21 protein-coding genes are annotated in these 25853 nt (G+C 58.7%); 6 read left to right on the forward strand and 15 right to left on the reverse strand.

Going from position 1 to position 25853, the window contains the following annotated elements:
* Positions 1–56 precede the first annotated feature (56 nt).
* On the reverse strand, positions 57–887 hold the full coding sequence (locus IAI51_RS23680) for an oxidoreductase (protein WP_187680672.1): 831 nt from the start codon (positions 885–887) through the stop codon (positions 57–59).
* A gap of 131 nt (positions 888–1018) precedes the next feature.
* Here IAI51_RS23680 and IAI51_RS23685 point away from each other — a divergent pair, with 131 nt between their 5' ends.
* The gene (locus IAI51_RS23685; protein WP_187680673.1) at positions 1019–1927 is read left to right on the forward strand and encodes a LysR family transcriptional regulator; all 909 of its coding nucleotides are present in this window, start codon (positions 1019–1021) and stop codon (positions 1925–1927) included.
* Positions 1928–2008: 81 nt separating this feature from the next.
* Here IAI51_RS23685 and IAI51_RS23690 read toward each other — a convergent pair whose 3' ends face one another.
* A complete protein-coding gene (locus tag IAI51_RS23690; RefSeq protein ID WP_187680674.1) occupies positions 2009–3331 on the reverse strand; it encodes a hypothetical protein in 1323 nt (440 codons plus the stop codon).
* Between the two features lie 57 nt (positions 3332–3388).
* On the reverse strand, positions 3389–4681 hold the full coding sequence (locus IAI51_RS23695) for a hypothetical protein (RefSeq protein WP_187680675.1): 1293 nt from the start codon (positions 4679–4681) through the stop codon (positions 3389–3391).
* A 182-nt stretch (positions 4682–4863) separates the two neighbouring features.
* On the opposite strand from IAI51_RS23695, the gene IAI51_RS23700 reads away from it, so the two are divergent.
* Complete coding sequence (locus IAI51_RS23700; protein ID WP_187680676.1) at positions 4864–5460, forward strand: paraquat-inducible protein A; 597 nt, start codon at positions 4864–4866, stop codon at positions 5458–5460.
* Complete coding sequence (locus tag IAI51_RS23705; RefSeq protein WP_187680677.1) at positions 5457–6146, forward strand: paraquat-inducible protein A; 690 nt, start codon at positions 5457–5459, stop codon at positions 6144–6146. The genes IAI51_RS23700 and IAI51_RS23705 overlap by 4 nt, the downstream gene beginning before the upstream one ends.
* On the opposite strand, the gene IAI51_RS23710 is transcribed toward IAI51_RS23705, so the two are convergent.
* On the reverse strand, positions 6079–9105 hold the full coding sequence (locus tag IAI51_RS23710) for an FAD-binding and (Fe-S)-binding domain-containing protein (protein WP_187680678.1): 3027 nt from the start codon (positions 9103–9105) through the stop codon (positions 6079–6081). The two genes, IAI51_RS23705 and IAI51_RS23710, sit on opposite strands and share 68 nt — an antisense overlap.
* A 159-nt stretch (positions 9106–9264) precedes the next feature.
* On the opposite strand from IAI51_RS23710, the gene IAI51_RS23715 reads away from it, so the two are divergent.
* A complete protein-coding gene (locus tag IAI51_RS23715; RefSeq protein ID WP_187680679.1) occupies positions 9265–10149 on the forward strand; it encodes a LysR substrate-binding domain-containing protein in 885 nt (294 codons plus the stop codon).
* 128 nt (positions 10150–10277) lie between these two features.
* Here IAI51_RS23715 and IAI51_RS23720 read toward each other — a convergent pair whose 3' ends face one another.
* The 6 genes from IAI51_RS23720 to IAI51_RS23745 form a co-directional block, all read right to left on the reverse strand.
* Entirely contained in the window at positions 10278–10883 is a 606-nt protein-coding gene (locus IAI51_RS23720) for a DUF6338 family protein (protein ID WP_187680680.1), read from the reverse strand.
* Positions 10884–11004: 121 nt separating this feature from the next.
* On the reverse strand, positions 11005–12618 hold the full coding sequence (locus IAI51_RS23725) for a GMC family oxidoreductase (RefSeq protein WP_187680681.1): 1614 nt from the start codon (positions 12616–12618) through the stop codon (positions 11005–11007).
* Between the two features lie 153 nt (positions 12619–12771).
* On the reverse strand, positions 12772–13989 hold the full coding sequence (locus tag IAI51_RS23730; protein ID WP_187680682.1) for a mandelate racemase/muconate lactonizing enzyme family protein: 1218 nt from the start codon (positions 13987–13989) through the stop codon (positions 12772–12774).
* 1 nt (position 13990) lies between these two features.
* Complete coding sequence (locus IAI51_RS23735; RefSeq protein WP_187680683.1) at positions 13991–15310, reverse strand: MFS transporter; 1320 nt, start codon at positions 15308–15310, stop codon at positions 13991–13993.
* Positions 15311–15393: 83 nt separating this feature from the next.
* Positions 15394–16818 (reverse strand): aldehyde dehydrogenase, encoded by a 1425-nt coding sequence (aldA, locus tag IAI51_RS23740; RefSeq protein WP_187680718.1) that lies wholly within the window; start codon positions 16816–16818, stop codon positions 15394–15396.
* A 234-nt stretch (positions 16819–17052) separates the two neighbouring features.
* Entirely contained in the window at positions 17053–17985 is a 933-nt protein-coding gene (locus IAI51_RS23745; protein ID WP_187680684.1) for a LysR substrate-binding domain-containing protein, read from the reverse strand.
* Between the two features lie 186 nt (positions 17986–18171).
* On the opposite strand from IAI51_RS23745, the gene IAI51_RS23750 reads away from it, so the two are divergent.
* The gene (locus IAI51_RS23750) at positions 18172–19350 is read left to right on the forward strand and encodes a hypothetical protein (RefSeq protein ID WP_187680685.1); all 1179 of its coding nucleotides are present in this window, start codon (positions 18172–18174) and stop codon (positions 19348–19350) included.
* Positions 19351–19514: 164 nt separating this feature from the next.
* On the forward strand, positions 19515–20390 hold the full coding sequence (locus IAI51_RS23755; RefSeq protein WP_187680686.1) for a LysR substrate-binding domain-containing protein: 876 nt from the start codon (positions 19515–19517) through the stop codon (positions 20388–20390).
* A gap of 106 nt (positions 20391–20496) precedes the next feature.
* Here the strand turns inward: IAI51_RS23755 and IAI51_RS23760 are convergent, their stop codons facing one another.
* From IAI51_RS23760 to IAI51_RS23780, 5 genes are all read right to left on the reverse strand, one after another.
* Positions 20497–21861: an MFS transporter gene (locus IAI51_RS23760; RefSeq protein ID WP_187680687.1), complete on the reverse strand. Its 1365-nt coding sequence runs from the start codon at positions 21859–21861 to the stop codon at positions 20497–20499.
* Between the two features lie 165 nt (positions 21862–22026).
* Positions 22027–23460 (reverse strand): NAD-dependent succinate-semialdehyde dehydrogenase, encoded by a 1434-nt coding sequence (locus IAI51_RS23765; RefSeq protein ID WP_187680688.1) that lies wholly within the window; start codon positions 23458–23460, stop codon positions 22027–22029.
* Positions 23457–24491, reverse strand: a complete 1035-nt coding sequence (locus tag IAI51_RS23770; RefSeq protein ID WP_187680689.1) for an aldo/keto reductase — start codon at positions 24489–24491, stop codon at positions 23457–23459. The genes IAI51_RS23765 and IAI51_RS23770 overlap by 4 nt, the downstream gene beginning before the upstream one ends.
* Positions 24492–24501: 10 nt before the next feature.
* Positions 24502–25014 (reverse strand): formaldehyde-activating enzyme, encoded by a 513-nt coding sequence (gene fae / locus IAI51_RS23775; protein WP_093437400.1) that lies wholly within the window; start codon positions 25012–25014, stop codon positions 24502–24504.
* Between the two features lie 258 nt (positions 25015–25272).
* On the reverse strand, positions 25273–25833 hold the full coding sequence (locus IAI51_RS23780; protein ID WP_187680690.1) for a MarR family winged helix-turn-helix transcriptional regulator: 561 nt from the start codon (positions 25831–25833) through the stop codon (positions 25273–25275).
* Between the last annotated feature and the right edge of the window lie 20 nt (positions 25834–25853).

Genomic DNA, 25853 nt, shown 5'->3' on the forward strand with positions numbered 1-25853 from the left:
GAGCTGATCAACGGCAAGAGCAAAAGATCGCAGCCTGCGGCAGCTCCACAGGTTCGTCAGTTTTTGAAGTCGGTAGACAGTGCCAACTCGTTCCACTCGGCCAGTTCTTGCGCCACCCACCGATTCTTCGCCTCGATTCGCGCAACCGTGTCGCTACCCAACGCCAGGCGTTGTGGCGGATTCGGTGCGTTGACCAGCGCGAGGATCGCCTCGGCAAACTGCAGTGGATCACCCGGCTGCGAGTGGTTCGCGGCCTCGGCTAAGGTGCGCATTTTGCCCACGGTTTCGTCGTAATCCGGCAGTATCAGTGCGGTTTTGATCAGCGACTGTTCATCCAGAAAGTCTGTGCGGAAGAAACCCGGTTCGACCACCGTGGCATGAATACCCAGCGGTGCCAGTTCCTGATGCAGCGCTTCGCTGATGCCTTCCACCGCAAACTTGGTGGAACCGTAAACGCCCCAGCCCATGTACGCCTGATAGCCGCCAATTGACGAGATATTGATCACATGGCCACTGCGTTGCGAGCGCATATGTGGCAGAACGGCGCGGGTGACGTTGAGCAGGCCAAACACGTTGGTGGCGAACAGGCGCTCGGTCTCGCTCGCGCTGGTTTCTTCCACCGCGCCCAGCACACCAAACCCGGCGTTGTTGATCAGTACATCGATGCGGCCGAACCGCTTGATCCCTTCCGCGACCGCTTGATGCGCTTCCTCTTCTCGGGTCACGTCGAGACGCACCGCCAGCAGATTAGGGTGATCGCCGAGGCGATCAGTGATGTCTTGTGGGTTACGGGCAGTGGCAATCACGGCGTCACCAAAACGCAAGGCGCGTTCTGCGATGAGTGTGCCAAAACCACGGGAAGCTCCAGTAATGAACCAGGTACGCATAGCAACTCCTCCTGTCAGCGACCCTTGGCGATGGTGCCGGGTCTTCTCGATGAGTTGATGCGACTTTAAGCGCGTGCTACTGATGTGATAATCCCAGCAATTTTGCATGACTTTGTGAAAGGCATTCACAGATGAAATCACCCTCAGCGGCTGACCTCTCGGTATTCCTGTGCACGGCGCTGCATTTGAATTTCAGCAAAGCAGCAATTGAACTTGGCCTGACGCCGTCGGCCCTGAGCCACTCGATCAAAGCGCTGGAGAATCGTCTCGGCGTGCGACTGTTCAACCGCACAACCCGCAGCGTGGCGTTGACCGAGGCTGGCGAACGCCTCTATGCGCGCCTGAAACCGGCGTTTCGCGACATCGATGATGCACTGGAAGACCTCAACCATTTTCGCGACAAACCCTCCGGCAACCTGCGTATCACCGCCGGCCGCCAGGCCTGTGAGCTGGTGCTGCTGCCAATTGCCAGTGAGTTTTTGCAGGTCTATGGGGATATTCGTCTGGAAGTAGTCGAAAGCGATGCACTGCTGGATATCGTCGCTGGCGGTTTCGATGCCGGCGTGCGCTTTGGCAATCGACTGGAGGCCGACATGGTTTCCCTGCCGATTGGTCCGACGATGCGCTCGGTGGTGGTCGGTTCGCCGGTATTTTTTCAGCGCCACGCCACGCCACAAAAACCCGAGGAGTTGCATGATCTGCCGTGCATCCGCCACCGCTTCCCCAGCGGCGCGATGTACCGCTGGGAGTTCGAACGCGGCGGCATCAGCCAGGAAATCGAAGTCAATGGCCCGCTGACCCTGGGCGATGTCAGCCTGATGGTCGGCCCCGCGCTGCAAGGATTGGGGCTGGCCTATGTGTTCGAAGAAATGGTCAGCGAACATCTGCGTTCCGGGCGTCTGGTCCAGGTACTGGCAGACTGGTGCCCCTACTACCCCGGCCTGCATCTGTACTATCCGAGCCGCCGCCATGTGCCGGCACCGCTCAAGGCTTTCATCGACTTCGCCCGCAACCGCCCCCAAACCAGCCAGAAGCTGTAGCAGGCTGCGATCTTTTGATCTTCGAACAGTGAAAAGCCCAACCCTTCACATGACGGGGCTTTGGGTTCAGCAACCGCTTACTCAGACTTTCTGAGCAATCAGACCGCGGGCGACACACGGCACTTGTTGACCATCGACGGTGGCAGCTCCGAAAAACAGCAACGTGTCGTCAGTGAACAAGGCCGAAGCCATCCCGGCGGGGCTGACACTGAATTGCAGCCAACCTTTGCCCCCACCGAAGGTGTTATCCAGAACTCCCGCATCAGTGAATTTCGCGACCACTACCTGGCCGGGACCATAAAGATGTCCGTACACCAGAATGCTGCCATCTTTCTGGACACAAGCGTTATGCCAACTGGTTTCGCGGTCGCCCAGTTTCACCAGCAATGGTTTGCCGCGATTGAACTGGATGTTTGCACTGCCATCAGACTCCCGGCTGATCAATAGCCCGCAATCATCCTCATCAGAGGTGTAACCAATCCCCAATAGACGTTTGTTCGTCTGCTTAACAAGGTTTTCCATCAGAAAGTTCATTTCGCCACTTAGCGGTTCAATCAACAGATAACCATTGTCGGCAAATGAGGTGTCGGTTTTACCCGTGGAATGCAACCTCGTGAACAGTGCCCGGGCGTGCGGGATGTACATTTCCTGGCAGTTACCGACCAGCACATACTTCCCATCGTCCGCCAGCAGAATGTTCGTGACTTGGGTATGGGTAAAGTCCGGATGAGCGACCCAGATAATGCCGCTCTCGTTGAAATCCGGATCAAGTACGCCATCAGGTGTCAGTCGAATGATCGCGGTTTGAGTTTCTTCTATGCCGTCATAAATCAGCTCATGCAACAGGATTTTACCGTCGGGCAAAATCGCGCTGTTGCCGGTGGCTCGCGCCATGGACGAGCTGTGCAAGCTGCCGAAACTGTCATCCTGACCCTCACCGATACTGCCGAGCGCGATCAGCACTGTCCCGTTTTTGCCAAACGTCTGGTCCGGACTGCCATCAGGGTGCAGACGGATCAGGCCTTTCCAGGTATTGAAAGTGCCGTCGTGGTAGTTGCCGATCAGCAATAGTTTTCCGTCGCGCAACTCGACCACTTCGTTGATCTGTGAATAAGCGCGCCCGCCGTTATTTTGGACAAACTCTGCGATCACATAGCCCGCCTGACCGAACGTCGGGTCGATCGCCCCGTTTGCCTTCAGCCTGACGCAGTAGTAGGCAAATCGCCTGGTAGAGGTGCGGATACTGCCGCAGACGTAAAATCGACCCGCAGAATCGACAGCCATACCTCGGGGGGAAATGTTGTCTCCTGGCTCATCGGGGCCTTTCAACAACACCAACCCGCCCTCCCCGAACGTCGGGTCGAGCTGACCTTCATCGCGCAAAAAAAATGCGTCGATTTTCATGCTGATTACTCCTTGATATTGCCTGCGCGTTTAGCCGACGCGATGATCTGTCCTGATTCAATTTCGCCCGTGATAACGGAGTACCAGGCCTTGGGAAGCTGGCGTTGATAGAAAGCCTGCGATCACGATTTTTCCATCGTCCTGCAGGTCTATGCCGTCAAAAGAGCCGACCCGCTCCAGTGAAGTGCTGACCCAGCCGACGCCGTTGAACGTGGTGTCAAGCGAACCATCGCTAAGCAGTCTGGCTACAACCAATTCCCCTTGCTCTTCTGGCCGTTGGATCTTGCCAAGCAAAACAAGGGTTCCGTCAGGTTGCATGGCGGCGCGGCGCCAGAGGGTGTCGACGTTATCCAGTCGGGTCAGCAACGGTTGACCACGGTTGAACTGAATATTGGGGCTGCCATCCGGCTCGAGGCTGATCAGCAGGCCTTGACCCGCAGCCGTTCTCCCGATCGCCAATAGCCGTTTGTTCGGTTGCCCGATCATCGCGTTGATCGTAGGGGTCTGCAGTGTCGGCGATGACACAACGACAAACCCGTCATCGCCGAAGGTTCGATCAAGGTGGCCATCGATGTTATAGCGCGCGAATAACGGCGCCGGCGTACCTGAACGGGGCGCCAGATTGCCGCCGACCACGATCTTGCCATCGGGATCAATGAAGCCGTTGCGCAGTTTCACATCCGCCGGGGCGCCTTCCGGGTAAACCACTTGGACATGGCCTTTTTGATTGAAAGATTCGTCCGCAGAGCCATCGCTGTTCAGCAAAAAGATCAACGCACGGGTGTCCGCCTCATGAGAGACGACATAGTTGTGCACGACCAGGATTTTTCCGCTATCCAGTGCCGTGAGGCTACACGCATGGTCTTGAGTCTCGCCTTGCGATTGCGGGGCGCGTTGCGCCTGAATGTCTTCGGGCAATCGGAGAATAACCAGGCCTTCGGAGCCAAAATCGCTGTCCAGCGTGCCGTCGCAGAGGAAACGGGCCAGTGTGGGGATTGTGCCCACCTGTCCTGTCAGGAGAATTTTGCCGTCAGCGAGCAACGCGATGGATCTACCCGCAGAGTTCATGTTGAGGGCAAATGAGCCGCTGGAAATGCCATCCACACCGAAGGATTCATCCAGTGTTCCATCCGGCATCAAGCGGCCCAATACGTACGGATAACCGAAAGCGCCTCCGATCGCATAGCCCGCAAAATAAAGGTATTCAAGGTTTGTAGAGCGTTGCACTGCGACGTCATGGATTAAGGTTCGCGACCCTACACGAGGAATATCCAGGCGAAAAATACCGGCATCGGCAAAGCTTTCATCAAGCGACCCGGGGGTCCGCACAGTGTTGTTCGAGTGGCTCATGGAGCGCTCCTTGAGGGGGGATCTCGACTCAAGTAGCTACCCATCAGTCTTTTCCGTCTACTGTAAGGTCTGACAGTAGACACCGAATTTTATCTGTGTGTGCCGACGCTGCACCTACCGTCAAGTGAAGGTCTATAGTGGATTAATCCATTGCCCTCGTGGCCTGCTGTCGAGCGCTGTCCATGGTCAACACCGAATACCTGATCATTTGCGAACACTGCGATTGCGTGTATGAAAAAGTCGCGCTCGCCAAACATCAGAAAACCCTGTGCCAACGTTGCGGCGGCGTGCTCCAGCGCTACAACGGCCTGACGGTTGAACAGCGTCTGGCATTGACGTTCACGGCAGCGATGCTGTGGCTGTTCGCCAATTTCTATCCGGTGATGAGCATCAGCCTCAAAGGCCTGAAAAACAGTGCGACGCTGTGGGATTCGGTGCTCGCGCTGAGTCAGGGGCCGATCACGTTCATGGCGATGGTCGCGGCGATCTCGATCATCATTGCTCCAGCCTTTCAATTGGTGCTGCTGATCTGGGTGCTGAGTTTCGCCCTGTCGTCGCGCCGCGCACCGGGATTCAAGGTGTGCATGCGCTGGCTGGAAACCCTGCGCCCGTGGAGCATGCTTGAAGTGTGTTTGCTGGGAGCGATGGTGGCAGTGTTCAAACTCGCCGGACTGCTCGATGTCTTGCCCGGTATCGGCCTTTTTGCGCTGGCCGTGCTGAGCCTGATGATGATCCGTATTGCCGGCCGCGATATCCGTGACCTCTGGGACATGCCATGAATCGACCAGCGACCGCCAGCGAACTCAATCTGTGCCTGTGCCACAGCTGCGGCCTGGCCTGCGACATGACCGACGAACCGCATGAATGCCCGCGCTGCGACGCCCCCTTGCACCGGCGCAAGACCAATTCACTGACGCGCACCTGGGCCTATTTACTCGCTGCGCTGGTGTTTTATATCCCGGCCAATCTGCTGCCGGTGATGAACACCACCATGCTTGGCAGTGGCTCCGACAGCACGATCATGAGCGGCGTGCTCGAGTTCTGGCAGCACGGCGCCTGGGACATCGCCCTGATCATCTTCATCGCGAGTATCGCCGTGCCGGGCGTCAAGTTCGTCGCACTGTCGTTGCTGCTGATTACTGTGCAACGCGACAGTGGCTGGGCACGCCGCGAGCGCTCGAAAATGTTCCGTTTCGTCGAGTTGATCGGCTACTGGTCGATGCTCGACGTGCTGGTGGTCGCACTGGTCGCGGCGCTGGTGAAATTCCAGGCGCTGGGCGATATCGAGCCACGCCCGGGCATCCTGTTTTTCGGCATGGTGGTGGTGTTCACCATGCTCTCGGCAATGAGCTTTGACCCGCGGCTGATCTGGGACAACGCCCCCGACGACGAACCGCTCAGCGACGCAGAAGCGCCAGCAGCACCTGCAATGGATGGCGTAGCGCCCGATCCGACTGGCGCTTGACCTGGCTGCGGCACGAATAACCGGTCGCCAATGCCTCGCCGTTCTCTGCCGGTGCATCGACTTGACGCGCCCACGATTGTTCGTAGATCACCGCCGAGGTTTCGCGGTTACGCGCCTCGTGACCATAGGTGCCGGACATCCCGCAGCAACCGGTGGCCTGAGTGGCCAGTTTCAACCCCACGCGCTCAAACACTTGCTCCCATTGCCGAGTGGCAGCCGGGGCATTGGTTTTCTCGGTGCAGTGCGCCAGTAAACGGAAGGTCTCGGCCCTGCTCTGGCTGGTCTGTTCCGGCATGACGTCGAGCAGCCATTCCTGCAACAGCGCGACCTCCGGGCATTGCTCCATGCCCGGCACTTTCTGATATTCCTGGCGATAAACCAGTGTCATCGCCGGATCCAGCCCTATCAGCGGCACGCCGACATCCGCCAGCGCTCGCAATTGCCGCGCGTTGCGCACCGCCGCACGGTTGAATGCCGACAGAAAGCCCTGCACATGCAGCGGTTTGCCGTTGGCACTGAACGGCGCCAGATACACCTGATAACCCAGACGCGAAATCAGCTCGACCAGATCCGCCAGCAGCGGCGCTTCGAAATAGCGGGTAAACGCATCCTGCACCAGCACCACGCTGCGTTCACGCTGTGCCTGGGTCAGGCCAGACAGGGTCGACACCGTCGCCGGTTGCACCTGCCAACGACGCATCGCCGCGTGAAAATCAAAGCGACTGAGCAACGGCACATCGACCATTCCTCCGACACGCTCAAGCATGCCGCGAACCCACGAGGCGCCCATCAAACCGTTGTACAACGCCGGAATTCGCGCCATCCAGGGGATGGTGTATTCCAGCGAGGCGATCAGATAGTCCCGCGCCGGGCGCAGATACCGGCTGTGATACAGCTCAAGAAACCGCGAACGAAACTCCGGCACATTGACCTTCACCGGGCATTGCCCCGCGCAGGACTTGCACGCCAGGCAACCGGCCATGGCGTCGTAGACCTCATGGGAGAAGTCTTCGGACTGCGCGCGGCTATTGCGCCAGCGCTGCCACAACGAAGAAAAAAATGCCGGTCGGCGAACGGCATCCGACAATACATCTACACCCGCCTCGCCCTGCAACCGCAGCCACTCACGGATCAACGATGCCCGCCCCTTGGGCGATTGCGCGCGTTCGCGGGTGGCTTTCCATGACGGGCACATCGCATCGTCAGGGTCAAAGTTGTAGCAGGCGCCGTTGCCATTGCAATGCATGGCCGCGCCGTAGCTCTGCCAGACTTTTTCGTCGATCTGCCGATCCAGTTCGCCACGCAGAGTCACTTCGTCAATTTTCAACAACGCCGCGCCGGTGTTGGCTGGGGTGGCGATCTTGCCCGGGTTGAACTGGTTGAACGGGTCAAATGCCGCCTTCAACGCTTGCAGGGCCGGATACAGTTCGCCGAAAAACGCGGGCGCGTATTCCGAGCGCAGGCCTTTGCCGTGCTCACCCCAGAGCAGGCCGCCGTAACGTTGGGTCAGCGCCGCAACGCCATCGGACACTGGACGCACCAGCGCCGCTTGCTGTGGATCTTTCATGTCGAGAATCGGCCGCACGTGCAGCACGCCCGCGTCAACATGGCCGAACATGCCGTACTGCAAACCGTGGCTGTCGAGAAGCTCGCGCAACTCGGCGATGTATTCGGCCAGGTGCTGCGGCGGCACGGCGGTGTCTTCGACAAACGGCTGCGGCCGTGCTTCACCGGCGACGTTGCCGAGTAGACCGACCGCACGTTTGCGCATGCCATAGACCTTGTTCACTGCCGCGTGACCGACGGCCAGGGTGTGGCCGAGTCGCTCGACAGTGCGGTCACTGGCCAGGTGCTCGATGAAGGCTTCGACCCTTTTCTGCAAATCCTCGGGATCATCACCGCAAAATTCGACGAGGTTGATCCCCAGGGTCGGTCGCTCGGCGCTCTGCGGAAAATACTCGGCAACGCCGTGCCAGACGATGTCCTGCATTGCCAGCAGCAACACCTTCGAGTCCACGGTTTCAATCGATAGCGGCTTGAGTGCCATCAAGGCGCGAGCGTCGCGCAACGCGTCCATGAACCCGGCGTAGCGGATGTTCACCAGCATCGTGTGCTTGGGGATCGGCAGCACGTTGAGCCTGGCCTCGACCACAAAACCCAGCGAACCTTCGGCGCCACACAACACGCTGTTGAGGTTGAAACGATTGTCTGCCTCGCGCAGATGTGCGAGGTCGTAACCGGTCAGGCATCGATTGAGGTCGGGAAAGCGCTCTTTGATCAGTGCGCCCTGCTCATCAATGATCTGCCGCGCACAACGATAGACTTCGCCGACCCGATCCTCGCGCGCGCACTGTGTCTGAAGTTCGCTGTCCTCAAGCGGTAAACCGTGCAGACGCTCACCGCCACGCAGAATCATGTCGAGCTCGAGTACGTGGTCGCGGGTCTTGCCGTAGGTGCAACTGCCCTGGCCGCTGGCGTCGGTGTTGATCATGCCGCCGACGGTGGCACGGTTGGAGGTCGACAATTCTGGAGCGAAAAACAGTCCGGCGGATTTCAGCGCGGCGTTGAGCTGATCCTTGACCACCCCGGCCTGCACCCGCACCCAGCGTTCCTCAACATTGATTTCCAGAATACGGTTCATGTGCCGCGACAAGTCGACCACGATGCCGTCTGTCAACGATTGGCCATTGGTGCCGGTTCCACCGCCACGCGGGGTGATGACCACTTGTTGGTAGGCCGGTTCGGCAATCAGTCGTGCAACACGCGCCACATCGTCGGCGTCCATGGGAAACACCGCAGCTTGCGGCAAGCGCTGATAGATTGAGTTGTCGGTGGCCAGCACCACGCGACTGGCGTAGTCGGCGCTGATTTCACCGCGAAATCCACTGGCCTTAAGGGCTTTGAGGAACTGCTGATAATCGGAGGTCAGAGCGGTAGCGGGCGACAGCTGGGCAATCATCGGTCAGGGTATCTCGGGTCAAAATCAGGCCGTGTGGCGGTGAACAGTTGTACGCAACGAATGATTGCGTCAGGCTCCGCCATCTCATGTTGTCCATATTCATTGCTGAAGGTTCTTGGGACAACCGTAAATTCGACCCGTTATTAATGACTTTTACGAATGAATCCGCGAACGCTCACCCCTTCCATGTCGTTATTGCTCGCCTTCGAGGCTGCCGCGCGCCACGAAAGCTATACCCGTGCCGCCCATGAACTGTCGCTGACGCAAAGTGCGGTCAGCCGTCAGGTGCAGATTCTGGAGAAGATGCTCGGCATGCGCCTGTTCAATCGGGAGGGCCGCAAAGTCGTCCTGACGGATGTCGGACGCATGTATCAACGCGAACTCGCCGAGGCCCTTGGGCAAATTCGCAGCGCCACTCTGCAAGCCATGGCGTTTGGTTCGGGCATCCACAGCTTGCGGCTGGCGACGCTACCGACCTTCGGTTCGAAATGGTTGCTGCCGCGACTCAAGGACTTCTACACCGCCCACCCCGGCATGACCGTGCACTTGCATTCACGCATTGAAGCCATCGACTTTGATACCAGTGAAATCGATGCGGCGATTTGTGTGGGCGCGGGGGACTGGCCGGGGCTGAGCGCCCTGCCCCTGCACACTGAAGAACTGGTAGTTATTGCCAGTGCGCAATTGTCCGTCGCCGAGCGCGATGACGCCGAAAAGCACGTCGCCGGGCAATTGCTACTCAACGTCAGCAGTAACGCCCAAGCCTGGACCGAGTGGTTCACTCATCACGGCCTGCCGCACCGCAGCATGCGCATCGGCCCGAGCTTTGAAATGACCTCGCACTTGATTCAGGCGGTGCGGGCGAATATTGGTGTTGGCTTGGTGCCGCGCATTCTGGTCGAGGATGAGTTGCTCAGCGGTGAGCTGCTGCAACTCGGAGAACCGATCACCAGTCGTCGCAGCTATTACCTGGTGTATCCGCCGCGCAATGAAGCGCTGCCATCGCTGAAGGCGTTTCGGGATTGGTTGGTGGATACGCTCTGACCCGCATCAGCGCTTTAGCGGTGGAGGCGCACTCGGCCCCTTGAACAGTGGTTTCTCCAACGGCTTTCCGTCGGGCCCAAAGAATAGATATTCGTATTTCTTTGGCATTAACTGCATAGCTCTGGCGGTCATGACGAACCCTCTGATGCCGGGCTGAACTCAACCCATTTAACCTTCGCGGAATCTATCAGCAAAAACTCAGCGCCAAAAGGCACCGTTTGGCCATTGCCATCGAGCCAACGCGGATTATGGATCAGGAACTGCCCATTGGCTGACTCCGGCGGCCACTCGGCCGGCCAGCCAGCGACGCGCCTTTCGTCATGCAAATGCAGGGTGATGAGCCGATCAAATTGCGCAAATGCGCAGAACCACTCACTCGGGTAGGAAGATTGTTTCGTTACGTTTCTGCGACGCAACCAGCCATGCAACCTGTCATTGGTAGCAAAATAACAGGACAGCAATCCAAGTAACAGCGAAGAAAGGAATGCCCATGACGTCTGCGCCTTGCCATCCCATATTCCTACAGAAAGTCCCTTCGCCCCCAACCACAAACAGACCACACCAATACCTGTTACCGCCCCATGAATCAAAAACGTAAATATCAACGCCTGCACAATCTGCCCGAAGGTATCAGGCCGCTTGAATGCGGTAAGCGTGTAAAAAATCCAGGTTGAGACAAATCCGGGGATGAGGTACTGCAGCAACGGAATAACTTCTTTGACCAGATCATCCATGATCTGCGGCTCCTTGAAAGACATGCCGCCCCCGATTGAGGGCTGGCACTTAAAAGCCTAGTGCACGCTGAAAAAATGCTCGCCGCCAACTGTCACAGGTCATTACCCGAGACCGAAAAACCTAAGCATCCTGCAAGATCAGATCCGCTCCCTTCTCCGCCACCATCAGCACGGCCGCGTGAGTATTGCCCGACGTCACATTCGGGAAAATCGACGCATCGACAATCCGCAATCCTTCAAAACCATGCACCTTTAGACGCTTGTCGACCACTGAAGTCTGCTCGTCCGCGCCCATCGCGCAAGAGCCGCACAGGTGATAGATTGAGCCGCAGTTCTCGCGGAAGTACTGCAACATCTGTTCGTCGGTCTCTACCGCAGGTCCTGGCAGAACTTCGTCGACGGTGATGCTCTTGAGCGCCGGGGCGTTCATGATTTTGCGCATCAGGCGACTGCCCTGGATGACTTCGTCGATGTCCTTCTGCGTGCTCAGATAATTCGGATCGATCAGCGCTGCATCACGGGGATTTTTTGAGGCGATCTCGATGTGCCCACGACTGGTCGGGCGGCACGGGTTGAAACACAACAGGAAACCGGAATACGGCTCGGGCTTGAGACTGGCCTTGTTGTTTTTCGGGATCTGGTACGAAAGCGGATTGAAATAGAGCTGCAAATTCGGATGATTCTGTTGCTCGTCGCCACGGAAGAAACCGCCTGCCTGATTGACGCTCATCGCCAGTGCACCTTTGCGCGTCAGCAGGTACTTCACACCGAGCTTGAACTGGCCGAACAGCGAACTCAGTTCATCGTTGAGCGTCGGGATATTGGCCTTGTAGTAGTAACTGGCGCACAAGTGATCCTGCAGGTTCTGCCCGACCGCCGGCAGATGTTTGACCAGAGGAATCTGGTGCCTGGCCAGCAACGCGCGGTCAGCCACACCGGACAGTTGCAGAATTTTTGGTGTATCGACTGCTCCCGCGCAGAGGATCACTTCCTTGCGCGCTGTGAAGGTTCGCACCACGCCGTGCTGGGTAATGGCAATGCCCGTCGCGCGCTGTCGGGTTTCGTCGAACAACACCCGATCCACCAACGCGTAATGCTCAACCGTCAGGTTCGCCCGCTTCAGTGCCGGATGCAGGTGGGCGAAGCTGCTGGAGCAGCGCTGCCCATTTTTGGTGTTGACGTCATAAAGGCCGGCGCCTTCGAATTTCGCACCGTTGAAATCCTCGCTACGCGGGTAGCCGAGCTCAGAGCAGCCCTCAAGGAATACATCACAAATCGGATGAGTCTGGCCCTTCATCGGCGTAATGCTGATCGGGCCGCTGCCACCGTGGTATTCGCTGTCGCCCAGCGGATGGTTTTCCAGTTTGCGGAAGTACGGCAGCACATCCTTGAAGCCCCAACCGTCATTGCCATTGGCTGCCCAATCGTCGAAATCATGAGCCTGGCCGCGCACATAGATCATGGCGTTGATCGAGCCCGAACCGCCCTGGACCTTACCGCGTGGTGCATAGATTTCGCGGTTGCCCAACTGCTTCTGGGGCTGGCTGTAATACATCCAGTTGAAGGTCGGGTTGTAATACATTTTGGCGAACCCGACCGGGATCTTGAACCACAGGGAGCTGTCCTTGCCGCCCGCCTCCAGCAGCAGCACGGTGTGTTTCCCCGAGGCCGAGAGCCGGTTGGCCAGCACGCAACCCGCGGCGCCTGCGCCAGCGATGATGTAGTCGTATGTCATGCACGGTTACCGCGTAAGTCGTTGTACAAAAATCGGAATGAACACTGCGATCCCCTGTAGGAGCGAGCCTGCTCGCGATGGCGGCGTGTCAGTCGACATTTGCATGTCTGGCACACAGCTATCGCGAGCAGGCGAAGGCCTACAGGAACCGTGTCAGCCTCGGGCCGGCGATGTGTCTTTGACATCCACCGGCGTCGGCGCCATTTGCAGGTGCAGACGCTCGCCGGTGTAAGGCGAGTGCTTGCGCACCACGTCCATGTTCAGCTCAACCCCCAGGCCCGGCTCGGTGGACGGGATGATGTAGCCGTCCTCCCACTGCAACGGTTTGGTCAGCACCTCGGCGTGGAAACCGCCCCAGGTCTCGATGCTTTCCTGAATCAGGAAGTTCGGCGTGCAAGTCGCTAACTGGAAACTCGCCGCCGCACCGATCGGCCCGTTGTAAAGGTGCGGGGCGATTTGCGCGTAATAGGCCTCGGCCATGCTGGCGATCTTTTTGGCCTCGAGCAGGCCGCCGCAGCGTGCGACGTTCATCTGCAAAATCGATGCACCACCCGCCTGCAACAACTTGAAGAATTCGTACTTGGTGGTCAGACGCTCGCCGGTAGCAATCGGGATGCTGGTCTTGGCCGCGACTTGCGCCATGGCCTCTTCCTGGCCCGGCGGTACCGGCTCTTCAAACCACAGCGGATCGTATTTTTCCAGGCGCTTGGCCAAACGGATCGCCGACGACGGCACCATTTGCCCGTGGGTGCCGAACAACAGGTCACACTTGTTGCCCACTGCTTCGCGAATCTTGCGGCAGAAGGTTTCGCAGCGCTCCAGCACTTCCAGTGAGATCTGGTGCCCGGAGTACGCGGTATACGGCCCGGCCGGGTCGAATTTCAAGGCAGTGAAGCCTTTGTTCATATTGTCGATGGCGCATTCGGCCGCCAGATCCGCATCGTCGTAGTCGTATTCGCCACGACTGTTGAGCGGGTACAGATAGGTGTAGGAACGCAGGCGCTCGTTGACTTTGCCGCCTAACAATTCGTAAACCGGTTTGTTCGCCGCCTTGCCGATGATGTCCCAGCAAGCCATCTCCAGGCCGCTGACCACGCCCATCATGGTCAGGTCGGGACGCTGTGTGAAACCGCTGGAATAGGCCTGACGGAAGAAGCGTTCGATATGGTGCGGATCCTGATTGAGCAGATAGCGCTCGAACACGTCCTCAATGATCGGCAGCATGGCTTTGGGACCGAAAGTAGCGGCGTAGATCTCGCCGACGCCTTCGATGCCGCAATCGGTTTTGAGTTTGACGAACAGCCAGTACATGCCTCCGATGTGCGGTGGCGGTACGGCGACGATGTGAGTTTCAAGGGCGATGACTTTCATCTCAGGCACCTGTCTTTTTCAGTGATTTGCGGTTGATCCGGGCACGCAGGGTCAGCGCGGCAAAAGTGCCGAGCAGACCGACGAAGGCGATGTAGCCGAAATACAGCTGGTAGCCGAGGGCGCCCGGGTAGTGTTCGGTGAGGTAGCCATTGATCAGCGGAATAAAGGCATCCGGCATGTAACCCACTACCGAGACGATGCCGATGGCCAGGCCTGTGATGCGCAGCGGAATGTCGCAGCTGTCGAGGATCGCCCAGTACAGACCACGAATCGCGTAGGTCATCAAGCCGATGAAAATCACCGTGGCAATCAACAAGCCCATGCTGTTGAGCGCTGGAAACACGATCAGCCCGATCATCGCCAGCGAGGCCAGCAGCAGAGCAACGATCAGCACCGAGATGTTGGAAAACTTGTCGCCCAACCAGCCCCCGCCAATGCCACCCAGCGGGCGCATCCACAACTTGATCGTGGTGATGGTGCCCGCCATGACTGCCGTCAGACCGCCACCTTGCAGGTAATCCGAGAAGCTGTAGGTGGCCCAGAAGATGTGGTAACCGCAGAACACGATGGCGGTGACGAGCCACAACTCAGGGATTTTCACCAGCGTCGTCAGATCCTGGAGCAGGTTGAACTTGCCCTTCTCCACCGCTGGCGTGTCCTCCATCGATTTCGGATCCTTGATCAACACCAGCACACAGCCGATGGCAATACAGGTAAAGGCGTAGAGGTAGACCACCTGCTTGAAACCTTCGGCAGTGGACTCACCACGGGTCTCGGTGGCGAACGCAAACAACGCCAATGCAACCGTCGCCAGCAACGCTTCAACCAGACCGCGACCACCATCAAGGATGCCGAAGAAACGACCCTGCTCGGTGTGATGAGCAATCATCTTCACCCGCTTGAGCACCGAGGCCCAAAAGGTCAAACCGGTGGTCAGGCCCCAGCAGCCAAAGATGATCATCAGCCCGGTCATCGACGGCGCGGTCGAATACCAGAGCCCCAAGGCGCCGGTGGCAACCAGCGAGAAGAAAATCAGAAAGCGTGGCGCAATTCGGTCGGCCAACCAGCCGCTCGGCAAATAGCTGAGCAGGAAGATCGTGCCGAGCATCGAGTACAGATAGCCCAGTTCACTGTGGCTGATCTGAAACACCTCGAGCATCGTGGTCTGGTAGACCTGGCGCAGGTACAGAATCGGATAGATCGCGCCGGCGGCGAGCACCAGCAACATCAATTGGAAATAGCGACTTCCCTTGTCACTTTGGCTTTTCACAGCCGAATTGGAACCCTGAACAGCGGCAGCAGAGGATGCATGCTTGGACATTGAAGTGACCTCGGGCAACCCGGTGCTCCGGGCGCCCCTGATAATTGTTTTTATAGGTGCAGCGTGAAGCGTGTTGCGGTGGATCAGTACTTCATGACCACGAGTCGGGTCTGGGTAAATTCGAGCATGCCGTGCTTGCCGTCATCGCCGCCCAGACCGGAACGTTTCCAGCCGGCGTGGTAGCCCTGATACGGATCGGCCGGGGTGCGATTGACGTACAACTCGCCAGCCTCGATGGCATTGGCGATTTTCTGCGCGGTGCGATAATTCTCGGTGTAGAGCACCGACGCCAGGCCGAACTGGTGGTCGTTGGCCATGGCCAGCGCCTCGTCGATATCCCGATACTTGAGCACCGGCAGCACCGGGCCGAAGATTTCTTCCTGAACGATTTCCATGTCCTGACGGCAGCCGCTCAGCAGCGTTGGCGGGTAGAAATGCCCCGGCCCTTGCGGCAGTACACCGCCACTTTCGAGGATCGCGCCTTGTGCAACGGCGCGCTGGACCATGGCGTGGATGTTCTTTTGCGAACTGGCGTTGACCAGCGGGCCCATGAGGTTTGCGTCGGTCGCGCGATCGCCGAATTTGACGTTGGCGATTTTGGTCTTGAGCAGACCAAGGAACTGCTCGTAGATGCTTTCCTGCACATAGACCCGCTCCACCGCCGTGCACAACTGGCCGCAATGGGTGGTCTTGGAGGCAATGATCGCGCTCGCGGCAGCTTCCAGATCGGCATCCGCCTCGATGATCGCCGGGGTCTTGCCGCCCAACTCCAGCGACGGCTTGGCGATGTTGGCCTTGCAGTAGTCGAGCACGATACGCCCGGCGTTGACGCTGCCGGTCAGGGTAATCAGGCCCACTGCTTTATGAGTGCAAACCGCCGCTGCGGTGGCGTGATCCATGATCAGGATATTGATGACACCCGCCGGCATGCCCGACTGCTGCACCGCTCTGGCGATTTCGAACGCCGAAGTCGGTGTGTTGTTGCTCGGACGCACCACCACGGTATTGCCCGCAATCAGCGCCGGGGCGATTTTGCGCAGCAAGGTATAAACCGGGTAGTTGAACGGGATCAGGCAGGCCACGACACCAATGGGCTCGCGGTGTAGAAACAGGTTCTCGTCGGGACTGTCGCTGGGGATGATTTCGCCTTCGATACGCCGCGCCCACTCGGCGTGGTAGCGGGTGATCTGTGCGGCGTAGCGGGCTTCGTTGCTGGCATCGCTGACGCTTTTGCCGGACTCGGCTGCCAACGCGGCGCCGATGGCTTCGGCGCGATCCTCAAGAGCCGTGGCGAGCGCTCGCAGATGTTCGCCGCGTTCGATGCTGGTGAGTTTGCCCCAGACCTTTTGCGCCGCTGCGGCGGCGTCGACGGCGGCGGTGGCCTCTTCAGCAGTGGCGCCCGACACATGGCCGAGCAGCGCTTCGGTGGCCGGGTTGTAGACCGCGATCAGCGCCGCGCTCGCAGGCTCGATGAATTGGCCGTTAACAAAATTTCGCTCGGTTCGCATGTGCATCGCCCATCGTTGTTTTTATCAATGCCACCAGTCTTGTCATCGATGGCAGGTTGAACAAACGATTTATCGGGCGCCAGAACATTCGAAAAATGCAGGTTACTCCAAAAACAACACCGCCCCCCCCCTGTAGGAGTGAGCCTGCTCGCGATAGCGGTTTTCCAGCAACGAATAGGTGACTGACATACCGCTATCGCGAGCAGGCTCGCTCCTACAAAAGCCTGTGACGTGTCAGATGGCAGCGGTCGAAGGCTCTAATTGGCGCTGGGCTAACCAGATCTCTTCCTGCAACCACTGACTGAACACCTGCAACTGCGGCAGTTCAGTCTGCTCCGGCCGGGTTACCAGCCAATACGACTGATGCCCCTCAACATGCACGTTCAGCACTTGGGTCAACTGACCGCTGGCCAACTCTGCGGCGACCATGTGCCAGTCGGCGATGGTAATCCCCAACCCATCGGTCGCCGCTTGTATCGCCAGATCCAGCAGGTCGAACTCATAGCCGCCCTGGGTATCGACACCGCTGATACGTGCCGCGTCGAGCCAGTGTTTCCAGGTCAGGTAACGCTGATCTTCCTTGGCCAACACATGCAGCAGTGTCAGGCGATTGAGATCAATGCCCTGCTCGCTACCCTCGCGGGTATACAGAGAAGGCGCACACACGGCGATATGTCGCTCCTGGATCAGCAAAGAGCTGTCGAGCCCGTCCCACTCGCCGTCGCCAAAACGGATCGCACAGTCCAGGTTGCTGGTTTCCGCCAGGCTGTCCTGCAAGCGCGTGGTGATGCTCAACTCGAGTTCCGGGTGCTGCTCGCGCAAACGCCCCAGCCGCGGCATCAACCAGCGACTGGTAAAGGTTGGCGGCGCGTTGATGTGCAGACGATTGGAGTGGGTTTTCTGCTGGATGCTGCGCACCGTCAGCTCAATCTTGTCGAATGACTGATGCAGCGCCCGCAGCAGAACCTTGCCGGCACTGGTCAGCTCCAGATGATGATGGCGGCGCTCCAGCAGGCTTTCGCCGAGCTGCTCTTCCAACTGCCGGACCTGACGGCTCACCGCGCTTTGGGTGACATTGAGCAACTCGGCGGCGCGGGTGAAGCTGCCGGTGCTACCGGCCACTTCGAACGCTTTGAGCGCATTCAGGCCGGGCATTTTGCGTTTCATATCAAGGCACTCGAAAACCACTGACAAGACGCGAAGCATCCCACGAGTTTGACGGACTGTCCTACAGGAATTTCCGAGTAACATGCATTCGACGCAGGTTCTTCTGTCGTTTTTATCGTTTGTTCCAGATCTGTCGGATGGCAAAACTGCGCGGCATCTCTAATAAAAACAATCGAGAGCCGCTCCATGCCCTTCCCCTCTTTGTTTCGCCTGCGCACGACCTCCATCGTTCTGTTCTGCAGCTTTGCCGCTCCGGCAATGGCGGTGCAGGTCACCGATAATCTTGACCTGGGCGGCGCCATTCGCGCGCGCTGGGATGTCGATCCTGATCGCGACATTCAAAAGTTCGGCCTCGACACGGTGTTCCTCAGCGCCAAGTACAACTCCGATACCTGGATCGGCGAGGCGCAATACCGCTTCTACGGTCGCTCCTACCCTTACCAGTACAGCAAAAACTACGGCGACATCCGCTTCGCCAAGTTCGCGTGGGCCGGGTACAAATTCAATCCCGATCAGCAAGTGCAAGTGGGCTTGAACACGGTGCCGTTCGGTTTGCAGCCCTACTTCGGCAGCACCTTTTACGAAACCCTGGGCAACGTCATCGGCCTGGAAGATGTGCAGCAGGTCGGCGCCAAATACATCCAGCAAAGTGGCGACTGGAATTTCCAGGCCGGTTACTACCTGCGTCCTGCGTGGCAAGGCAAAGGCACCAGCAATGGCGTGACCTATTCCAGCGTAGTGTCCGAGGCTGACAGCTACGTCGCTGACGGCAGCGACAACCAGGAGCGCAACACCGTGGTGCTGCGGGTGGCCAAGGCCATGGATCTTGGCCCCTGGAAATCCGAAGTCGGCGTCTCGGGCCTGACTTCAAGCCTTCAGAACAGAGACACCGACAACGATGGGCGACGCAACGCCGTGGCCATCCACTATCTGGGCAAGAACGGCCCGTGGGGCGTGCAACTTCAGGCGGCGCGACAGCAGATGTCGCCGCGCAATCCCGGCAGCGATGAAGTGGTGACGCTCGGCGGCTATGACGGCACCTATAACGTTGCCAGTCGCGGCAATTTGTACGTCGCGGATGTGAGTTATGACATCGCCGGCAAGTACCTTTTCGATCAAGTCAGCGGGATCAAGCTCTACGCCAACTACAGCGCTTTCGACAAGTCTGCCAGCGGCTTCAAGACATCAGAACGAATGATCCTTGGCAGCTCGTTTTCGGTGAGCAAGTTGTGGGTGGCCGCTGAGTGGCTGATCGGCAAGAACGATCCGTACATCGGCGGCAGCAGTTACACCCAGAGCCTGGGCGCCGGCGGACTGGATCAGTGGGAGAACCAGATGTATGTGAACATCGGCTACTACTTCTGATCCGGTATTCACTGCGTCTGAAAGTCAGCCTTCGCGAGCAAGCTCGCGAAGGCGTCCTGCCAAACACCACTTGCATCCATCCTCCACCAATAGTCAGATAGCCCCTACCAACAAAACCTACAAAAATAAACCGAGCTAAACGCTCGATCCGGGGTTCTGCCTCCATGCGTCAACTGCCCTCGCTCAACACCCTGCGCGTGTTCGAAGAAGTCGCGCGCCATCGCAGTTTCAGTCAAGCCGCACAAGGACTGAACGTCACTCAGGGCGCAGTCAGTCGCCAGATCAAACAACTCGAAGACTACCTGGGCGTGGCGCTGTTCGTCCGCACCCCGCAAGGCCTGTCACTGACCGAAGCCGGCAGCAACCTCAAACCGCATCTGGCCGAAGCGTTCGACCACATGGAGCGTGCGCTGCTAGCGGTGCGCGTGCCCAACCTGCGTCAACGCCTGCGCGTGCTCGCACCGCCAACCTGGGCGACACGCTGGCTATCGCCGCACTTGCGTGCGTTCTGTCAGCGCTATCCAGACATCAGCCTGAGCGTGACCAATCAGGCCAGCCACGACAGCGCCGCAGAAATCGACTGCCACATCCGTTTCGGCCTTTGCGCCTCTACGCATTGCGCCAGTCAATTGTTGGTGATGGAACGGCACATCGCAGTGGCCAGCCCTGAGTTATTCAATGGCGATCAAGCGCCGGATCTGAGGGAGTTTCCACTGTTGCACATCCTCCACGACGGCAAGCGCCTGAAGGTTTGGGAGAACTGGCTGGCGGCCATGGGCCGGGAGGACATCGATGCCGGGCAGGGACTGGAATTCAGCACACTGGATCAGGTGATCCACACCGCGCTGGCCGGAGGTGGCCTGGCGGTGATCGATCGGCAGATGATCGAGAAGGAACTGGCTAACGGCAGCCTGTTACCGATCACCCCGATTGAAGTGATCGGCCCCTACGGTTACTGGCTGGATGTGGCGAATGACAAGCAAGGCTTGTCGAAAGTGAAGCTGTTTACCGACTGGTTGAGTCTGGTCAGTAATCCTTGAAACACCGCGCTCCCATTGTAGGAGTGAGCCTGCTCGCGATAGCGGTCTTTCAGCCAGCATCCATTTGGATGTCAGTCCCTCATCGCGAGCAGGCTCACTCCTACATTCAGATTTGTGTCGCCACTTTGGTCGCTGTGGTGACACTCCCCTCCACCGGACTCTGCGCCTTGCACGCCTGACTCAACGTCAACGACTTGGTCTCCGGCGCCCATGCCCACGACAGCAGCGCACCGATCGCCAGAATCGCTGCCAGAATGCCCATGGTCGGACTCAGACCAATCCCCGCCACACTGACCGGCAGCAGGAACGTACTCACCGCCGAGCCCAAGCGACTCACTGCTGTTGCCAGGCCAATACCGCTGGCGCGCACTTCGGTCGGGAAACTCTCTGCCGGGAACACCCCGACCAGATTGCTCACCGCCGACAACACCAGTGTGAACACGCCGAACACCAGCACCATCAGCCACGCCGCGCTGCCCGGCAACACCGCCAGCAGGAGCAATGCCACCGCAAGGATGATGAACGAGTTGATCAGAAATCCGCGGCGGGTGAACTTGATCGTGCACCAGATGCCAATCAGCGCACCGAGGATCAGCAGCATGTTCAGCATCAGTTCGGTGCCAAAGCCTTCCGCCAGGCCCATCTGCTGAAGGATCGACGGCAGAAATGTGTAGATCGCAAAGTACGGCATCACGATGCACACGAAAAACAGGCAGTTGAACGCAGTGCGTTTGCGGTACTCGCGGCTGAACAACACCGCATAGCCGGAACGGGTTTCCGTGGAGCGGGTTTCATCCAGCTCTACGTTATCGCCCAGATGTTTTTTGACGATCGCCCGCGCCTCGGCCACCCGCCCTTGATTGACCAACCAGCGTGGCGACTCCGGCGTGCCGATCCGCGCAATCAGAATCAACGCAGCGGGGATCGCTGACGAGGCCAGCATCCAGCGCCAGGCATCGTCGCCAAGGCTGAGCATCGCGGTGCCGACGAAGGTGGCGGCAACGTAACCAAACGTCCAGATCACGCTGAACGACCCGAGCAACACGCCACGATGCTTCTTCGGCGAGAACTCGGCCAGCATCGCGTGACCGACGCTGAAATCACCGCCCAGCCCAATGCCGATCAGCACGCGGCAGAGAAACAGGCTCATCGCCGTTTCAACGTAGAACTGCATCACCGAGGCAACAGTGATGAGCACGAAACTGACCAGGAAGATTTTCTGCCGGCCGACCTTGTCCGAGATCCAGCCGAAAAACAGACTGCCGAAAAACAGCCCGATCAACGCCGAAGCGCCAATCAATCCCTGCCAGAACGCATCCAGTTGCATTTGCGGGCTGAGCAAGGTGAACGCAATGCCGATCAGGCCAAGGATATAGCCGTCGGTGAAGTGCGCGCCGAAGGTCAGGCCGGCGATTTTGATGTGGAAGCGACCGATGGGCAGGTCGTCGATTTTTATCGGTTGAGCGGACATGTTCATCTCCAATTGTTGTTATTGACGGAGAAATCGATTGCTCTTGCTTTGTTTTATGTGGGAGCGAGCCTGCTCGCGAAGCCGCAGTGTCAGTTGATGCAATATCGACTGAACCACCGCTTTCGCGAGCAGGCTCGCTCCCACAAGGGGGATTTTCGCTGAGGCTCAGAGACCGCCCATCAACAAGTATTTGATCTCCAGATAGTCATCCAGACCGTACTTCGAACCTTCGCGCCCGAGGCCCGATTCCTTGATCCCGCCGAACGGCGCTACTTCCGTAGAAATGATCCCTTCGTTGATCCCGACCATCCCGGCCTCAAGTCCTTCTGCCATGCGCCACACCCGGCCGATGTCGCGACTGTAGAAATACGCCGACAGCCCGAATGGCGTGTCATTGGCGCGCTGCAATACTTCGGCTTCATCCTTGAAGCGGAAACACGCGGCGACCGGCCCGAAGGTTTCGTCCTGCGCGATCAGCATGTCGCCATTGACCTCGGTGAGGATGGTTGGCTCGTAGAACGTGCCACCCAAGGCATGACGACGCCCGCCGCACAACAGCGTGGCGCCCTTCTCCAGTGCATCGCTGACATGGCTTTCAACCTTGGCCAGCGCGGCAGCATTGATCAGCGGCCCCTGCTCGGTATCACCTTCCAACGCACTGCCGACACGCATCGCCGCAACGGCTTCGGCCAGTTTGCCGGTGAAGGCCTCGTACACACTGTCTTGAATGAAGAAGCGGTTGACGCACACACAGGTTTGCCCGGTGTTGCGAAATTTGGAGGCCATCGCACCTTTGACGGCAGCGTCCAGATCGGCATCGTCGAAGACAATGAACGGCGCGTTGCCGCCCAGTTCCAGCGAGACCTTTTTCAAAGTGTCGGCGGCCTGGCGCATCAGCAATTTGCCAGTGCGCGTGGAACCGGTGAACGACAGTTTGCGCACCACGCTGGAGGCTTGCAGCGCGCCACCAATAGCGACGGCATCGCCGGACACTATATTGAGCACACCCGCCGGAATGCCGGCCTGTTCAGCCAGTACCGCCAGGGCGAACGCCGACAATGGCGTCTCTTCCGAAGGTTTGAGAATCATCGTGCAACCCGCCGCCAACGCCGGCCCCACCTTGCGGGTGACCATTGCCAACGGGAAGTTCCACGGGGTAATCGCCGCAACCACGCCGATGGCTTCCTTGACCACAATGATCCGAGCATCGGCCTTGTGGCTCGGGATCACATCACCGTAGGCCCGCTTGGCCTCTTCGCCGAACCATTCGAGGAAGCTTGCGGCATACACTACTTCGCCCATGGCCTCGGCCAACGGCTTGCCCTGCTCACGACTGAGCAGTGTCGCCAGATCTTTCTGGTTGGCGAGCATCAAGTCACTCCAACGCTTGAGCCGTTGGCTGCGCTCCTTCGCCGTCAGTTTTCGCCACGCCGGCAACGCACGGTTGGCAGCCTCGATGGCCAGAACGGTTTCCTCGGCACCGGCCTTTTGCACCTCGGCAATCAACTCGCCATTGGCCGGATTGCGCACCGGATAAGTCGAGCCACCCCTGCCCCATTGGCCATCGATGAAGTTGCCGTACCGGATCAAATCGCTCATGCCACCGCTCCTTGCAGGGTGAACCGCTCCAGCCCCGGACGGGCCATGCGCAAGATGCGTTTGCCAGCGGTGTAATCGTTGATCACGTCGCACGGCGTGTAATTGCGTTCCAGTTCATGCAACTCGTCAGCGTCGAGCCTGGTTTCCAGCGCGGCCAGCGCACTGTCGAACTGCGCCGTGGTATCAGCGCCGACCAGCATGCAGTCGACACCGGGGTGATTGGCCACCCAGGCCTGCGCGATTTGCGCATTCGACACGCCGCGAGCCCGGGCTACGCGCTGCACCGAATGGGCGATCTCGAACGAGGCTTCGTCGCTGTACATCTGCTGGGTAAAGAAGTCGGTCTGGTTGCGGGTCGACTGCACGTCACCAGTCAGCAAGCCGCGAGCCAGCGGACTGAACACCGAGACGCCAATACCCTGGTCGCGGCAGAACGGAATCATCTCGCGCTCTTCTTCGCGGTAGGCGCAATTCAATTGCAGCTGCATGTTGATCGGCTTGACCCAACCATTGCGCTCGCAAGCCATGAGGATCTTCGCCAATTGCCCGGTGAGCATGGTGGATACGCCGATATAGCGAGCCTTGCCCGAGCGCACGATATCGTTCAATGCGCTCATGGTTTCTTCGACCGGGGTATTCACGTCGAAGTAATGGAGCATGAACACGTCGACGTAATCCATGTCCAGACGCTTCAGCGACGCATCGATGCTGTCCATGATGTGCTTGCGTGAATGGCCGCTGGCATTGATCCCGGTGCGAGTGCCATAACCGACCTTAGTGGTGATCACCAGTTCTTCTCGACGAGCCAGACGCTTGACGATGCGCCCCACCACCTCTTCACCGACACCGGCGGAATAGAAGTCTGCGAGGTCGATGAAATTCACGCCGTTATCCAGTGCGTGCGCGACGATCGGCTCGCTCTGCTTTTCATTGAAGATCCACGGTTTCCAGTCCGGCGTGCCCATGTTCATGGTGCCCAGGCACAAGCGGGAAACTTCCAGGCCGGAGTTGCCCAAACGAATGTATTGCATAGCTCTGACCTCAGGCTTTCGGCGTGTAGAAAGGGTTGCTTATGTGCGCGACAACATCTTTGAGTTGCGCGGTTTCCGGCTTGCCGGTCAGGGCTGCGCGAATCGCAGTGCGGCAGGCGTTGTAGTTGTTCAGATACACAGCGTCGAGATCGTCGCAGGCCGGGTTGACCCAATTGGCCGTGACGATCGCCCACTCATCTTCGGCTTCCGGTGGAAGCGTGCCGTCGAGCAATGCTTCAAGCACTGCTTTAGCGATCCCGGCTTGCGAAGCGCCCCACGTTGCGTTGCCGTGCAAGTCGCTACTGATCGCGGCTTTGTTCACATACAGGGTCATCGGCTTGACCGGGATGTTCGGCTGCGCAATCACCATGAACGGGCAATGGCCCTGGCTCGGCGACGCGAGGCTGTTGGCGAACGCCTGGCCCGCCGGACCATTGCGCGGGCCGATCAGAATATTGATGTGCGCGGCGTTCACGCCCGGGCCTTCGAAACCTTCACCGATGTACAGGTCGAGTTCTTTCATCAGTCATTACTCTTTGTGATGCAGAGGGATTGTTCGGGTGATCGGCAGCTCAAGCGGGCCGGATGGCGAGCGTGATCAATAACGGGCATGGGGAGGTGCGGCGGGGAAAATGCGACATGGCTGCAAACGCTCTCTGGTTGTTATTGATGAGCTGTGTTTGCGATTTTTTAACACCGGGCCATGAGCCGGCTGTAACCATTAAAAATCATGGGGCAATGACTTTTAGTCATGGCCCCTTGAAGACGACTGGAGAAAGGCTCAGCCGAGGGAATTGTCGGCAATCTTATGCTCGCGACAGATCAAATCGACTTCCTTTGCCTCAAGCGGTTCGTGGGTCAACCCGCAAAAACCACCGGACGCCGTAGTCTGATGAAAGCGGCACGTACGGCACAGCCCAAAGCTCGCGACGTTTTCCCCGCGCTGAATGTTGCGCAGCAATTCCAGGAGCAAGCCCTCAAGATCGCTGGCGCGTGCGCCCATGCGCTGGGCGGCGCCGACCAGAAAATCTGGCGGCATCACTGACTCGATCAACGCGCGCGCCGGTGGTGTCAGCTCGAGATGCACGCTGCGCTTGTCCCGCGCGTCCGCGACCTTATTTAAAAAGCCCTTGGTCTCCAGCGCCTTCAGCGATTGCGAGACGGTGCCTTTGGTCAGCCCCAGGTACTCGGTGACCGCCAGCGGCGTATTTGAATAGCGGTTGCAGCGCGCCAGGTACAACAGCGCACTGAGCTGAATCGGCTGCAACTCGGTGAGCAGCGGATGCTCGCGGAACCACACCCGCGTCAGGCTCGACAATCTTTCCAACAGATCAAACAACACGGTTTTAGCCTAAGTCTATG

Source organism: Pseudomonas sp. N40(2020), assembly GCF_014472415.1.
In the GTDB taxonomy this organism is placed as follows: Bacteria; Pseudomonadota; Gammaproteobacteria; order Pseudomonadales; family Pseudomonadaceae; genus Aquipseudomonas.